The organism is Aporhodopirellula sallentina SM41 (genome assembly GCF_000346505.1).
In the GTDB taxonomy this organism is placed as follows: Bacteria; Planctomycetota; Planctomycetia; order Pirellulales; family Pirellulaceae; genus Rhodopirellula; species Rhodopirellula sallentina.
On sequence record NZ_ANOH01000486.1, the window covers coordinates 1 to 14,000 of the forward strand.

Annotated in this window: 15 protein-coding genes; 4 read left to right on the forward strand and 11 right to left on the reverse strand. The window is 57.9% G+C overall.

The window, feature by feature from the left end; genetic code table 11:
* Positions 1-265: 265 nt before the first annotated feature.
* From RSSM_RS31020 to RSSM_RS31060, 9 genes are all read right to left on the reverse strand, one after another.
* The gene (locus RSSM_RS31020) at positions 266-538 is read right to left on the reverse strand and encodes a DNA-directed RNA polymerase subunit omega (RefSeq protein WP_008689428.1); all 273 of its coding nucleotides are present in this window, start codon (positions 536-538) and stop codon (positions 266-268) included.
* A complete protein-coding gene (gmk, locus tag RSSM_RS31025; RefSeq protein ID WP_081613944.1) occupies positions 523-1,176 on the reverse strand; it encodes a guanylate kinase in 654 nt (217 codons plus the stop codon). Before gmk ends, RSSM_RS31020 begins: the two co-directional genes overlap by 16 nt.
* A gap of 8 nt (positions 1,177-1,184) precedes the next feature.
* Entirely contained in the window at positions 1,185-2,144 is a 960-nt protein-coding gene (locus RSSM_RS31030; RefSeq protein WP_173403202.1) for a YicC/YloC family endoribonuclease, read from the reverse strand.
* A 46-nt stretch (positions 2,145-2,190) separates the two neighbouring features.
* Positions 2,191-2,736, reverse strand: coding sequence for a preprotein translocase subunit SecG (secG, locus tag RSSM_RS31035; RefSeq protein ID WP_008689432.1), 546 nt, complete (start codon positions 2,734-2,736; stop codon positions 2,191-2,193).
* An 82-nt stretch (positions 2,737-2,818) separates the two neighbouring features.
* Positions 2,819-3,583, reverse strand: coding sequence for a triose-phosphate isomerase (tpiA, locus tag RSSM_RS31040; RefSeq protein WP_008689435.1), 765 nt, complete (start codon positions 3,581-3,583; stop codon positions 2,819-2,821).
* Entirely contained in the window at positions 3,580-4,656 is a 1,077-nt protein-coding gene (gene aroF / locus RSSM_RS31045; protein ID WP_008689436.1) for a 3-deoxy-7-phosphoheptulonate synthase, read from the reverse strand. Before aroF ends, tpiA begins: the two co-directional genes overlap by 4 nt.
* Positions 4,657-5,057: 401 nt before the next feature.
* Positions 5,058-5,906, reverse strand: coding sequence for a sugar phosphate isomerase/epimerase family protein (locus RSSM_RS31050; RefSeq protein ID WP_008689438.1), 849 nt, complete (start codon positions 5,904-5,906; stop codon positions 5,058-5,060).
* Between the two features lie 60 nt (positions 5,907-5,966).
* Positions 5,967-6,659 (reverse strand): hypothetical protein, encoded by a 693-nt coding sequence (locus RSSM_RS31055; protein WP_008689440.1) that lies wholly within the window; start codon positions 6,657-6,659, stop codon positions 5,967-5,969.
* On the reverse strand, positions 6,656-7,696 hold the full coding sequence (locus RSSM_RS31060; protein WP_008689442.1) for a hypothetical protein: 1,041 nt from the start codon (positions 7,694-7,696) through the stop codon (positions 6,656-6,658). Before RSSM_RS31060 ends, RSSM_RS31055 begins: the two co-directional genes overlap by 4 nt.
* A gap of 606 nt (positions 7,697-8,302) precedes the next feature.
* Between RSSM_RS31060 and RSSM_RS32870 the strand changes: the two genes are divergently transcribed.
* Positions 8,303-8,545, forward strand: a complete 243-nt coding sequence (locus tag RSSM_RS32870) for a WYL domain-containing protein (protein WP_008689445.1) — start codon at positions 8,303-8,305, stop codon at positions 8,543-8,545.
* Positions 8,546-9,061: 516 nt separating this feature from the next.
* Here RSSM_RS32870 and RSSM_RS31070 read toward each other — a convergent pair.
* On the reverse strand, positions 9,062-10,402 hold the full coding sequence (locus RSSM_RS31070) for an outer membrane protein assembly factor BamB family protein (protein ID WP_236621519.1): 1,341 nt from the start codon (positions 10,400-10,402) through the stop codon (positions 9,062-9,064).
* A 159-nt stretch (positions 10,403-10,561) separates the two neighbouring features.
* Here RSSM_RS31070 and RSSM_RS31075 point away from each other — a divergent pair, with 159 nt between their 5' ends.
* The 3 genes from RSSM_RS31075 to RSSM_RS31085 all read left to right on the forward strand — a co-directional run bounded on the left by RSSM_RS31075 (position 10,562) and on the right by RSSM_RS31085 (position 13,802).
* The gene (locus RSSM_RS31075; protein WP_008689448.1) at positions 10,562-11,896 is read left to right on the forward strand and encodes a GNAT family N-acetyltransferase; all 1,335 of its coding nucleotides are present in this window, start codon (positions 10,562-10,564) and stop codon (positions 11,894-11,896) included.
* Between the two features lie 128 nt (positions 11,897-12,024).
* Positions 12,025-12,891 (forward strand): serine/threonine-protein kinase, encoded by an 867-nt coding sequence (locus RSSM_RS31080; RefSeq protein ID WP_008689450.1) that lies wholly within the window; start codon positions 12,025-12,027, stop codon positions 12,889-12,891.
* Positions 12,892-12,989: 98 nt separating this feature from the next.
* Positions 12,990-13,802, forward strand: coding sequence for a PP2C family protein-serine/threonine phosphatase (locus RSSM_RS31085; protein ID WP_008689452.1), 813 nt, complete (start codon positions 12,990-12,992; stop codon positions 13,800-13,802).
* A 78-nt stretch (positions 13,803-13,880) separates the two neighbouring features.
* Here RSSM_RS31085 and RSSM_RS33465 read toward each other — a convergent pair.
* Positions 13,881-14,000, reverse strand: a 120-nt coding sequence (locus RSSM_RS33465) for a chlorite dismutase family protein (protein WP_173403203.1), incomplete at its 5' end; no start/stop codon positions are given.

A 14,000-nucleotide genomic window follows, 5' to 3' on the forward strand; every position in this document is an offset into this window, starting at 1 on the left:
CTGGATGTTCGCCCGACGTCTCCACCCGAGGCCTGACGGCCGTCCGGCTCACTTCTGGCAAAGTGTTCCGAGTATCCGCAAACTCACCGCATATACGTCACAGTGAGCCGAAGTGCGTGAGCACTCGGGTTTTGGGCGGTTAGGTCTGGATGATCGATCGACGCTTCCACCCGAGGCCTGACGCCGTTTGGCTCACTTGTGGGGAGAACGTTCCGGTGCGTGGAGTATTTCCGGCATCCCCCCTGAATTCCATCCAAACGCAGTACTAAAGGTCTGCGGCATCCAACTCGGGTGCTTCCGCTGCGGCGACGATGGTGTCCAAGTCATCAGCGGTTTCGACTTCGTTGTCGAGGTTGAGGAAGATCTTGTTTTGCACAATCTCCTGCAACACGATCGACATTTTGTCGTGCGTGTCGATGTTCACCAACGCACGCGAGCCTTGGTTGAGTTGCACTAAGCGTTTCTGAATCAGCGTACTCAGTTTGAATCGCCCGCCGACTTTGTTGACGATCTCTTCTTCTTTTAGTTCTTCGAGCACGAAGTGGATTCCTTGTGAATTTGCAAAATGTGGCAGATGTCGTCGACCGCCTGGTCGACATTTTCGTTGATGATTTGGTGCTGGTAGGCCCCACGGGCTTCCATTTCGCCTGCGGCCGTCTTCAGGCGTGCCTGGATCGCTGTTTCCGTCTCCGTCCCGCGGGTTCGCAACCGGCGTTCCAGTTCGGTCATACTGCCGGGATGGATGAAAATGGTGATCGGTGCGTAACGCGAATCCTCCAGCACCGTCATGGCGCCCTGCACGTCAATCTCTAAAATTACCCACTTTCCTGCGTTTAGGCCAGTGGCAACTTGGTCCGCGAGGGTTCCGTACCAGTGTCCGAGGCTGAAAACCTGCTTCGCCTCAAGGAACTCACCGGCGTGTCGACGACGTTGAAACTCCTCATCGGAGAGGAAATAGTAATCGACTCCGTCGACTTCACCATCGCGGGGTTTCCGGGTAGTCGCCGAGATTGAAGGGATCAGCGGCAGCGTGCAGACCTCTCGCAGACGTTTGGTCACCGTCGATTTCCCCGAACCGCTCGGCCCGGAGACGATGATCAACTGCCCTTTCTCCAATTCACGTCGGTCGTCATTCGTAGGAGTGCTCACAGGTTTGATTTCGGTTTCTAGTGCCATCTCAATCGTCACTCCAGATTCTGCACAAGCTCTCGCATCCGTTCGATTGCGCACTTGATTTCAACAATATGTTCGGCAATTTTCGCGTTCCCCGCTTTACTGCCGATCGTGTTGGTTTCGCGGAACATTTCTTGAATAATGAAATCTAGCTTACGCCCGACCGCCTCGTTCGCGATTTCGCTAGAAGCCCCGCCTTTTGCGTCGGCCGTGTGCGTCCCCTCCAACACTCCGGTGAACAGCTCCAAATGACTCGCCAGGCGGGTCAACTCTTCGCTGATATCGCTCCGATCGGCGAACAACTGGACTTCTCGGATGATGTCGACGGGCTCCACCGGGAGGTGATGCTCGGCGAGCAACTTCTGAATCTTCTCGAGCAAACGATCGCGGTAACGGTCGATGACGCCGGGAGCGAGTTCTTGAATTTTGGTCGCCCGATAACGGATCGCCGCCAAATCCTCTTGCAGGACCTTGGCCATCGAAACCGCTTCGTGGTGACGCATGTGGTTGAAACGTTCAACCGCAGCGGAAACCCCTTCGACAACAAACTGCCGCCGACGCTTGAGCACCGCATCGCTCTCATCCGCGACCGCCTCGGTGGAAAGAACGCCGGGCAGCGTCAACAGTACACTCAGATCGATTTGAGTCGGCACGCCGATTCCGTCCGCCGCACGCGCCAAGTCGCCGGCGTACTTCGCCACCGCGTCCTGATTGACCCTCGACAATCCTTCGCCGGCGGGCATTTTCAACGTGGCGTGCACCGTCACCGTTCCGCGCTCAATTTGACCGCGGAGGGTTTCCGTGATGACGCCCTCGAACGCGCCGAGGGCCTCATTCGTCCGGAGCACCAGTTTCAAACCGCGGTTGTTCACCGACCGCAGTTCGACCACCAGATTTCCCTCTTCCCCCGAGACTTCACTCCGCCCTTGCCCGGTCATGCTTCGCAAATGCGGGTAAAGGTCCTCAGTCATGAAGTTCAGTCGTTTCTAGAGAGAGGGAGCGGTCTCGAGCAGAATACTACTCGGATTCTTCTTCGGTAACGTCTTCTTCGACGACGGTTTCTTCAGCGTCGGAGGCATCGTCGGTCGATGCAGCCGCGTCTGCTTCGTCGCTCGAAGACTCAGACTCTTCTTCCGCTCCGGAGTCCGCAGGAACCAAGTCGCCGTTGTCGGACGACTCTTCTTCATCGTTGGTAGGAATCACCAAGCCACTGGCGATGTCCTCGGCACCTTCTGACCCTGGACCGGCCGATACTTCGGGTTCGATCAAATCGGCAACACGTGGTGCGTGCATGCCGAGTGACCACATCGCGAACGCACAAACAAAAATCCACACACCCGCCAACGAAATCGTCAACACGGTGAACGTGTCCCCAGCTTTGCTGCCAAATGCACTTTGGCCACCGGCGCCGCCGAGGGCACCGGCGAGTCCACCACCGCGGCCACGTTGAAGCAGGATCAACATGATCAGGAACACGGAAAGGAACGCCATCAGCATTCCGAGAACCATGCTGCCAAAATTAGCCAGCGGGCAAAACAGAGTCAGGGGAAGGGAAATGGTCATGTTTGTTCAGTCCGTTTTAGGAACCAAATTCTAAAAAGGTTCAATTGGGTTGGGTGACGAAGTCGACGTGACTTCGGCAACACTAGGAGGCAGGAGCCGCGTTGATGATGCCAGCGAAATCCTCGGCCTTGAGGCTGGCGCCGCCGACGAGGGCTCCGTCGATATTCGGTTGGGAAAGCAATTCAGCGGCATTGCCGGGCTTTACGCTGCCACCGTACTGAATCCGGATTTGTTCCGCCACGTCGGGCGTGAACATTTTGCCAAGAAGATCGCGGATAAAGGCATGAACCGCTTCCGCTTGCTCTTTCGAGGCGACTTTCCCGGTTCCGATCGCCCAAACCGGCTCGTAAGCGATGACGATTCCGGCTGCCCGGGCTTCGTCGAGCCCTTCGAGCGAGCCGCGGATTTGCGTTTCGATGACCGACTCGGTTTCGTCCGCTTCACGCTGTTCGAGCGTTTCGCCGACGCAAACGATCGGGGTCAGGTTTCCGGCCAACGCGGCGTGCAGTTTCTTGCTGACGCAGGCATCGGTTTCGCCCATCAATTGACGTCGCTCGCTGTGCCCGAGAATCACGAATTGGCAGCCGACGTCGGTCAACATCGCCGCGTTGACTTCTCCGGTGAAGGCACCATCTTCGGCGGCATACAGGTTCTGGGCACCCAGCTCGACGGGAGTCCCGGCGGTCACTTCCGAGACCGTCGCGAGATAAACCGATGGCGGGCAAAGAGCGATTTCGACGGCGGGCGACTTGCCTACCGCTTCAACAACGCCCTTGGCGAGCGAAGCGGCAGCAGCCGAACGCGTGTTCATTTTCCAGTTTCCGGCGATCAAGATACGACGAGTCACGCGAGGGCCTCGGTAGGTGGTTGTGGTGGAGTTGGTCCGCCGGCATCTTTCGCCAACGGGGAAATGGTCTTGCCGAGCAAGTCGGCCATCAATCGCATTTGATGCGATATTTGTTTGTATTGTTCAGGCAGCAGTGCCTGCGGTCCATCGCTCTTTGCCTCTTCCGGGCAATCGTGCACTTCGATGTGCACGCCGTCCGCTCCGGCGGCGAGCCCTGCCAACGCACACGGCGGGATCAGGTCCGGTCGCCCGGTGGCGTGCGAAGGATCGACGATGATCGGCAGGTGCGTCAACCCTTGGACAACAGGCACCGCCGCCACGTCGAACAGGTTTCGGGTCGCCGGGTCGAACCCCTTCACGCCGCGTTCGCACAACACGACGTTCGAATTGCCCTCGGACAAAATGTACTCGGCGCTCATCAACAGGTCCGCGATCGTCGCACTCATCCCGCGTTTGAGCAGCACGGGCCGGCGACTCTTGCCGACCTCGGTCAACAGCACAAAGTTCTGCATGTTGCGCGCCCCGACCTGCAACATGTCGGCGTACTGCGACACCAATTCAACGTTCCGAGGATCGGTCACTTCGGTGACGACGGGCATCCCGAACCGGTCCCCGACTTCACGCAGAATCTTCAACCCCTCTTCGCCGAGACCCTGAAACGCATATGGGCTCGTCCGCGGTTTGTAGGCACCGCCGCGGAAGACGTTCGCTCCTGATTGACAGACGCTCTCGGCGATCCGCATCATCCGGTCGCGGTCTTCGACACTGCACGGTCCGGCAATCATCCCGAGATTTCCGCCGCCGATTTTCACGCCCGAAACGTCGATCACGCTCGATTCCGGGTGAGCCTCTCGCGACGCCAGTTTGTACGGTGGCAGTACCGGAATCACCTGAGCGACGCCGGGCAACGTCGACAGCGACTCTTTGTTGACCAACGACTCATCGCCGATCAAACCGATGATCGTGCGGAAAGTGCCACGGCTGAGATGCGACTGCAACCCGATTGCTTCGACCCGTCGAATGACATGGTCGATTTGCTCGTCGGTGGCACCGTTTTTCAGAATTACAATCACGACGACAGCCTGCCAGGCGGGAAAATGAGCGAAACGCCCCCGAAATCAGAGGCAACACCTTAGCAGGCCGTATACAGAATCGTCGAGAGGAGGTGGGGGGGAGTAGGTAAATACGCCGCACCCGCACGCGGCGACCGGTCAACGGGCGTCCATGAGCAGCCACTCAAGCAGGCCAGTGACCCTATGAGCCAAGTGACCCCATGAGACCTTCAGAAGCACACCGCGCCCGCGACGGAGCTGTTTTCGCACGCAGGGCGGCCGATCTCTCGCTGACATCGCCGGATCTCGGTGTAATCAGAAACCCGGGGTAATCAGAAACCCGGGGTAATCAGAAACCCAGTGCAAGCAGCCCCCCCAGCGCAATCAACTCACCGGCCAGTCAGCCCCCGCCGCCGCGAGGCCTAGCCTTTGCGTTTCTCAACTTCTGATTTCATGAACGCGAGTCCCTCTTTCGCGAGAGTCATCTCGTCACTGAACATGCGTCGCCAAATCTTCGTCGCCGCAGCGATCTCCGGCAGCGCCAACCCGAACGCTTCGATCACCATCCAACCGTCATAACCACAGTCGGCGATCGCATCGAAATTTTCCTTCCACTTCACTCCGCCTGTTCCAGGTGTGCTGCGATCGTTTTCGCTGATGTGCACATGGAACAATTTGTCGCCGCCGGCCTTCACCGCATCGGCGACGGACTTTTCTTCGATGTTGCTATGGAAGGTGTCGTACATGATGCCGCACGACGGATGGTCGACTTCGCGAGCGAATCGGGTGGAATCGGCGTGCGTGTTGAGGAAGTAGCACTCGAACCGGTTCAACGCCTCGATGCCCAAACGCACACCTACTTTTTCGGCGTGCTCTGCGGTCTCCCGCATGCTTTCGACGCCCCATTTCCATTCGTCTACGGTCGGGCCGCTACCGCTGAACAAACCGAGCGCGGAGTGATAAGGGCCAACCAACGTTTCCACACCGGCGGCGGCACAACAATCGAGCGTTTGCTTGTTGCGTTCGACACCCAACTTGCGGATCGCCGGGTCGCATGAAATCGGGTTGTCTTCTTCGTTGCGGATCGTGACCGCGGTTCGCCCGAGTTGCAACGAATCGAGCTTTTTGCCCAACGCGGCATAATCGAGATCGAGGTTGAACATCGGCAACTCAACGCCATCAAAACCGGCTTCTTTGAGCTGTTCGCAAACCGGCAACATCTCCTCGGTCACTTCGCCGGACCACAACAACAGATTCATGCCATACTTCATTGGATTCTTTCCACCTCACTCGACAGGTAAACGGGACACGTACAATTCAGGTGCCGAAGTTTACTCTAGCGGCGGGTACGGCGTCGATTGCCCCGGATAGCTGAGCAAACGTTCGTGGTTCCGCAGCACCTCCTCGCGGGCCTGCGGCAACCATCGGCCGACCTCATCGGGCAAGGCAGCCAAGCCGACTCTTGCCATGACCTGATTGAGCCGCATCAACAACGATTCGTCTTCGGCGTAGTCATACAGAAACCGCGCATCGGCAAACCGCTGCAACGTCGCCGGAATCCGATCGGTCGGCTTGCCCGAGATCCGGTTCACGCAGACCTGGATCTGCTCCTTCGGAACGACATCAAACAGATCGTAGTAACGCTCGGCCCAACTCGGTTGGTGGATGATGTAGTTCGCGTCCAACAACATCTCGATCAAGATGTGGCCAACGAAAGACGGCCGAAACCCGGAATCCCCCGGCAACCGATCACGCAGCGCGACGGCGAACTCCAGATTCAACCGGGCGAATGTTTCGCCACCGTGAAACCATCGATCGTCGTCCACGTGAGTCATGATGCCCCGTGCCACCGCTCGCATGATCGGATCGTCCGACTGCAGATACGGCTCCGCCCCGCGTGCCCGCGCGCGAATCTTTCGGTCGATGACCGAGAGGAAGTCAGGAATCCCGGTACAGACCGCCTCAACGGCCGATTCCAAAGACGATGAGGTGAGGATGGGCAACGCGTGACAAAGAAAGTTCATTGCCCTAATTGACCAAGCCAACCGGCCATCGACCACCGCAGAGAATCCCGATTATCGGAAATCGCGTCGTTGAGGCGGTTGACCAATCGGCCGTTCTCCTTGCGCACCCATACCTTGCCGATCGTCTTTTCGGCTAGGTCCCCGATCTCTTCCGCCGCGTCGCCGCCAAGCTTGCTGATCCGGTCGACTTCGAATCGCACCACTTTCAAAGACGCCTTTTCGATTTCAACGTCCAACTGCATCGCCGGGGGCACTTCGGCAAAGTCGGCCTCCATCGCCATCGTTAACCCGGTTCGCAATTGCAATTGCATGTCGCCAACAATCTCAATGCTGTACCACTTTGCCCCTAAATTCCATCGCTCCACACGCACCGTAAAATCGGCCGGTGTGAACGCCGAGGCATCAACCCGCCAACGATGAAAACCTGCTTGGTTTGTCGTCGGGGTGACGCTGTGAATTTGAATCGTGTCCGCCGCCGACGACGACAACGACGACTCCGCAACCGATCCCAATGCCGTCCCGACGTTAGAAACGGGGACCGTTGTTGGCGGCAATCGGATCTCGTATCGAACCCATCGGCCATGACGCAGTTCCTTCCAACGACGATGCGTCTTGAGCTCCCACCCATCACGCCGCATCTTCACCCCAGCCCAAACCCGTTTGGTGTTCCCCCAATCATCGTCGCCTTCGATCCGCCGCGGAACGTGCATCATCAATTGATCGGCGAGCCACTGTACCGACTGCCGGGTCTGCTCCGACGTCATCGACACGCCGCCGATCGGCATCGCTCCCGACATCACGTTCGGCGAGCCAGCCATCGCGGAGGGACGCGCGATCGGCGTCCTCATCTCGGTCGGTTGAATCGATGCCTGTCCATTGCGAGGTGCGTTCAAACGCAAAACCGCGTCGCCCGGCAATTGTGCAAACGCGACGGTCTCCGCAACGGCAATCCAAACCACCGCCATCACGATCACTCGGCAACCGATACAACCTCGCACCGGATCGCGGACGTCAAAGTTCCAAGACAGACGAAGCAAGCAAACGCTCCCGCAATGAGGTTGGGTTCTTCAGCATTCAATTCCACTCCACCTGCCGACAAGTCCCCAAAGAGCCGAACGAAGCGTCGACTTCGAGGGCAGGGCAGTAAAGCGTAGGGAAAGGCACTCGGGCCATAGGTTGATTTCTTACCACTCCCCTTAACTCCCGCGTCTCGGAACTCCCAGGCCTCGGAACTCCCGAGACTCGGTGATTTCCCTCAAAAGCCAGCCGCGAGTCTAGGAACCGATCGGTTTCGCGCGGCCGATGATAGCCCAGCCCACCACCGTGCTGTCGAGAGCGTTTTGAAAGAAAACCCAACGGCTTTCCAGGAAAAACGCCCCTGTGACCAAACGTGTCACCCCCACCGACGATCATTCTGACATCTCGGAAACGGACACCGTCGTTCACGATGGATCCCCCTCATCGCCCCCAACCTCATCGCCCCCCAGCCCTGCATGTCATCAGCCACGCTCAGCATCGCCCCTACGGCTCCTGTCTCGATCCCGAGCACGGCTCCGAGCACAGTCCAGCCCGCTCACAATGGAGACTTCGGACCAGTTGTGAAGCCAGCACGGCGGACGAAACCCAGACTTTCGCCCGAACGCATGCTACGCACCGCAATGCTCGACGCAGACGAGTGGGTCGTTGAATTCGAGTATTCCGACAGCAAAGGAAAACGCACGCGTCGCACCGTCAGCCCGATCCGTTTCGCCGCGTCAGGCCGCTTCCTCGCGTTGTGTCTGTGCCGCGAGGAACCACGTCAGTTCTATCTCAACCGCTGCGAAAACTTTCGACTCATCCGAAGTGCGGACGTCATGATGCCGGTTGAAATGACTCCCCTGGATTGATCACAAGAAATGAGCTGACTCGATTTCCATCCATAAATTTTGCCAATCAGACTTGCCCCCCGGCAAAAAACCCCTTAACGTGAATAACGCATCCCTCACAAGGGACACAGCGGTCTCGAACCTGCCTTTTCGGCATCTCAAGGGGCATGCCGCAAATCAGAGGCATATCGAGTCGTCATTATTACTGGCGATGCCAGAACCCACTTGAGTCGTGGTCGGCGCCCCACCGCCGGCCTCGACGCGAGCGGCTATCTTCTCACGGTCCTACCGAATCGCCACGAGCGACAAAGAAGGTTTCGATCCGTAGCGAAAGTCGCCAAGACTTTCGGTAATTCAAGAGCCTTCCCGAAACTCTTGGCGACTTGTTGATTTAGTCGCATACCGCATGACAACGATTAGCCGATGAGCGCATGCCTCGGTTGGCGTCTGGTTAACCGCCTCGAACGCGGTACGCCTCATCTAATCGTCAGCCCGTTGGCAAGTTTCGCTACCCCAACGTTTGTCTTTGATGCATCTCTAGCCCTGCGATCCTCTCCCGCTGATTGGAAGACAGTGCAGTCGATTCCCGACTCGCAAAATCAGGCACGAGGATGAGACCGCCGGCGTGGCGCCGACGCGGCCTCCGAGATCAAAACTGCTGACACGCTCCTTCGCCGCGCTCGCTCGAGTGACATGCGCGGTCCCGTCGAGTGAGAGGAACAACAACTGTTCGCCGACGATCACAGGCGACGCCCCGAAGTTGCCGCCCAACCGTTGGCTCCAACGCTTTCGTCCCTGATCGCTCAGGTCAAAGCAACTCGCGATACCGGAATCCGAAACGGTGAATAGCAAACCGTCCTTGGAAACCGAGGAAGGCACATACGGCGCGGCACTCGTCACCCGAAAGAGTTCCTCGGGCTCTTGTTCCTTGCTAGAAGGAATGCGGACCGCGGACAAGATATTTCCGCCACCACCACTGCCGCTGCTACAGACCGCGATGTCACCGACCAACAAAGGGGACGCACAACAACGTTTGTTAAACACATCGAGTGACCAAAGCAACTCTCCGGTCGTCACATCGAGTCCAAACATTCCGTTCCCCTTGTTCGCACCGATCAATTGCCGGCCGAAACCCGACTCGCCATTGGACGGTTCATAGACGGCAGGCACGCCGTAACAAGGCCGTGTTGCCCGCAGTGGTGTACTCCAAAGGTCTTCTCCCGTGGCTGCATCAAACGCCATCATGTGGCTGGTCCCTGCGACTTGCCACGCGGCGAGCTGATCGACTTGCTGAGAGTTAAACAGAACAACCTGATTCTCGAACACCATGGGACTCGTGCCAAACCCATGCACGCCCGACCATGGTCCGAGTTGCCTCTGCCAAAGCGGTTCGCCAGCGAGCGAATAGGCATACAGATAGGCTCCGTTGGTGTCGCCGTAGGCAATGAAAACACGACCATCGGCAACCGCAGGCGTGGTCGACGCGGGAGAGTTTCGCGAGTGCCGTTTCGTTGTCGCCACGCGATGACTCCGCCGCCACTGTTCTTTCCCCGTACCCAGATCCAACGCGACGAGATCAATCGAACGTTGACCTCCTCCCGCCGCCGTACTGCTCGACGAATCCAACAAAAACACTTGTGTCCCCGAAACCGCCGGGGACCCGACGTCGGTTCCGTTGAGATCGACCGACCACGTGTAGTCAGCCGCGGTCCACGATTCGGGCAACTGGCCGTGTTCACTGCGGCCCGTTCCGTTGGGCCCATGGAACCGAGCCCAATTCTCGCCAGACGCCACAGGTTCGTCGGCGTCCACGCGTGCACTGGCTACCACCATCGCAGCGATCCATGTCATGACCAAACGAACAGATAGTCGTCGCATCGAAACGAAATCAATCATTACAGGGAGTCTCGCGGGGGCGGAGGACAGGAGGTGGGATATTGACGTTTATGGCGATCCGGCAGGACACACCGGCCTCGATTGTAGACAAATGAGCGTACCGGCGAAGCCTTCTGCGTTCCGGGCAACCTAACTTTTCGCATGAATACCATCATTGCCTACCGACACGCCGATAGCCTTTTCGAACACTCGTCAAAATGGGACGCGTTAGCATGCGGCATCCCGTTTCGGCAGTCCGCTTGGTTGCATTCATGGTGCCAACAATTTGGCAACGACAATGAACTGCTCTTCATCACCGTCCTCGACGACAACGAAGACATATTCGGCGTCCTTCCGCTCCAACGACATGGACAGCGTGGCTGGAAAACGATCGCGGGGGAAAGCGTATGCACCGACTACGTCTCGGTTCTCGCACGGCCTGAAAACCTTCCGGTTGTGACCGAAGCCGTTGTCGACTTTCTAATCGAAAACGCAACGGATCCGCGACTCGGTTGGGATCAACTCCTATTCGACGGGATCTCAGCGGGAGATCCTGGGATGTGTGATTTGCTGCACGAGTTCGAACGACGCGACACCGCCATCCGCCTCACGTCGCGAATGAACACATGGTTTCTTCCCTGCCGAGGCGACTGGGACGATTTCGTCGAATCCAGTTCGCGACGCGCGAGACGCCGACACCGCTCCACCATCATTCGAATCGGCGAGGCTGGACCGGATCATCCCAAGACCGACCTGTCGATCCGCATCGCATGGGATGAAAAAACAATCACCCAAACGATCGAAAAACTTATCGAACTTCACCAACGTCACTGGCAATCGCAGGGCGAAACCGGGTCCTACGCCGACCCGCGTATGAAAGAGTTCGTTCTATCGGCCGCCTTGAAAGCGTTCCCCGAAGGACACCTCTTTCTACCTTCGTTGATACATACCGATGCGAACACCGGTGAAGAGAAAATCATCGCAACGCAGCTCCACTTCGCCGGCGACGACGGACGTCTCTATTGTTACAGCACCGGAGTCGACTACGACTTTGCAAATCTCAAACCCGGATCTTTGCTAAACACCTTCATCATCAAATACGCCCACGATCATGGATGCACCGGCGTGGACTACATGCGGGGTGACGAAGAATACAAACGCCGACTCAACGCTCATCCGATCCCCGCAATTCATGCGACCGTTTCGGCACCGACGCTGCGTGGTCGATGCCGTTCGGTGGTGGATGACATGCTCTTCCGAGGCAAACAGATTGCTCGAGCAAAGCTGAATCGCCCGCTCGTCAAAACACATTCGTTCGAAGAAGCGTTCGACCGCACTTACCGCGACCTGCTTCCGACTCCTATCTCGCCGACAAACGATTCCGATCAAGACAACACACCGCCTGACAAACCGGCACAGGAAGGCCCCGTCATCCTACCGTTCTCTTCCGCATACACGCCGCAATGCGACCTGCCTCTCCCGGGCCTGGACTCCTAGCGCGATCGCATGATGGCCAGATGTTTCGGGCCCCTCGTTGTGCTACGTTCACCGAAACACACGCTTGTACGCTTGGGAAGCGGACGTTTCCAACACCAACGGTGCGTCTTTCAAAGTTCAGGTAACCGATGGCCCAATCGCCTTCCCGGTCCGGCCGCTCAGCCATTCCGACTCCCTCCGGCACGCCCGCGCCACTGCGGGTCAACAGCCGACTCGGCAAATACCGTCTCGACCGACGCATCGGCCGCGGCGGTTTCGCGGACGTTTACGCCGCCACCGATACGCTCTTATCGGTCAAAGTCGCGTTGAAAATCCCCAATGCCCAGTGGGTCTCTGAAGAGCTCATCAATGAGTTCCGCCGTGAGGCCAGGCTGACGATGGGACTCGAACATCCCAATATCCTGGCGATCCGTGATGCCAACTTTATCGACGGACGATTTGTGATCGTCACGCCACTGGCTTCGCGGACGCTCGACGATCGCCTCAAAAACCGAATGAGTTTTGAAACCGCGTTCGATTTTACTTCGCAACTCCTCAAAGCCGCAGCCTACGCGCACAACCGAGGCGTGATTCACTGCGACATCAAACCTGAAAACGTGATGCTGTTTGATACCGACCGTTTACGTCTCGGCGATTTCGGAATCGCCAAAGCGGCGCAGCGAACGATCAACGGATCCGGCACCGGGACACTTGGGTACATGGCTCCGGAACAAGCGATGGGCAGACCGTCCAAGCGAAGTGATGTTTTTTCGATCGGATTGATCGCCTATCGGATGTTCTCGGGGAAGTGGCCCGAATACCCATTCGAGTGGCCATTCCCGGGGGTGGCGACGTTACGCAAACGCGTTCACCCCGACCTAATCGCGGTGATCCGCAAATCCATTGCGATCAAACCACGTGACCGGTTCGCCGATGCGGATAAAATGGAAGCGGCGTGGGAGAAAACACGCCTAAAAGCCATTCGATTCGCAAAACGCAATCGGAAAACAGCGTAAACTTCAACATCGCGATCGCAAACGATTCTTCATCTCTCCCTCGCTACTCAACCTGCCGGCTTTGGCTCGACGCTAGCCAACATGCAGACTCTGACTCCATGACCACCACGCTTACCGCATCGACAACGTTTTACCTCGAATCCGAGATGGAAACGGCGACGGTACAACGGTGTGATCAAGGCAGTGTGGCCGCGTACTCGCGCGCATGCCCCGGCAAGGAAGAGCCCAACGATGACAGTGCCGTCGTCATCCATACCGCCAACGGCGGACTGGTCTTAGCCGTCGCCGATGGAGTGGGCGGTGCACCGGTTGGTTACAAAGCGTCCGCCATCGCGGTCGAGTGTCTCGCCGAAAGCATCGCGACGCACGACCTCACCGATGACTTACGTCCCGCCATCCTCGACGGGATCGAAAAAGCGAACGAAGAAATCCTCGACATGGGAACCGGCGCCGCAACCACCATTTGTGTTGTCGAGATCCAAGACCGAATCGCTCGCGGGTACCAAGTCGGCGACTCCATGGCGGTCTATGTTGGTGGACGTGGCACCGTCAAATGGCGTTCCACACCACACTCGCCCGTGGGCTACGCGATCGAATCAGGGATGCTCGATGAAACAGAGGCGATGCACCACGACGAACGACACATCGTTTCGAACCTCGTCGGTTCCCGTTTCATGCACATCGAAATCGGCCCCTCGATACCGCTCGCTCCACGCGACACCGTGCTCGTTGCGAGCGACGGCTTGTTCGACAACTTGCACCTGAGCGAGATCACGGAACTGGTCCGACTTGGGCATCCACTGGAACGTATCAACTCGTTGCTCCGCCTGACCAACGATCGCATGCAAAGCGCAGCGACGGACTCGCCAGGCAAACCAGACGACCTCGCAGTGTTGTTACTGGCCCCTTGAACCGCCTCGAAACGGCTGAAGCCACAGCCGTTTCAATCATCCGATGGCGATTCACTGCGGCCTATCCCTACCCTTTTGTCACGACCCTTTCATTCGGCAGTGATTGAGGATTTCGTCGCCGGTTGCACGATAGCCAACGTAGAACGGACCGAACTCGCCGTACTTCGCACTCGCTTCATCAAAACGCATTTTGTAGAC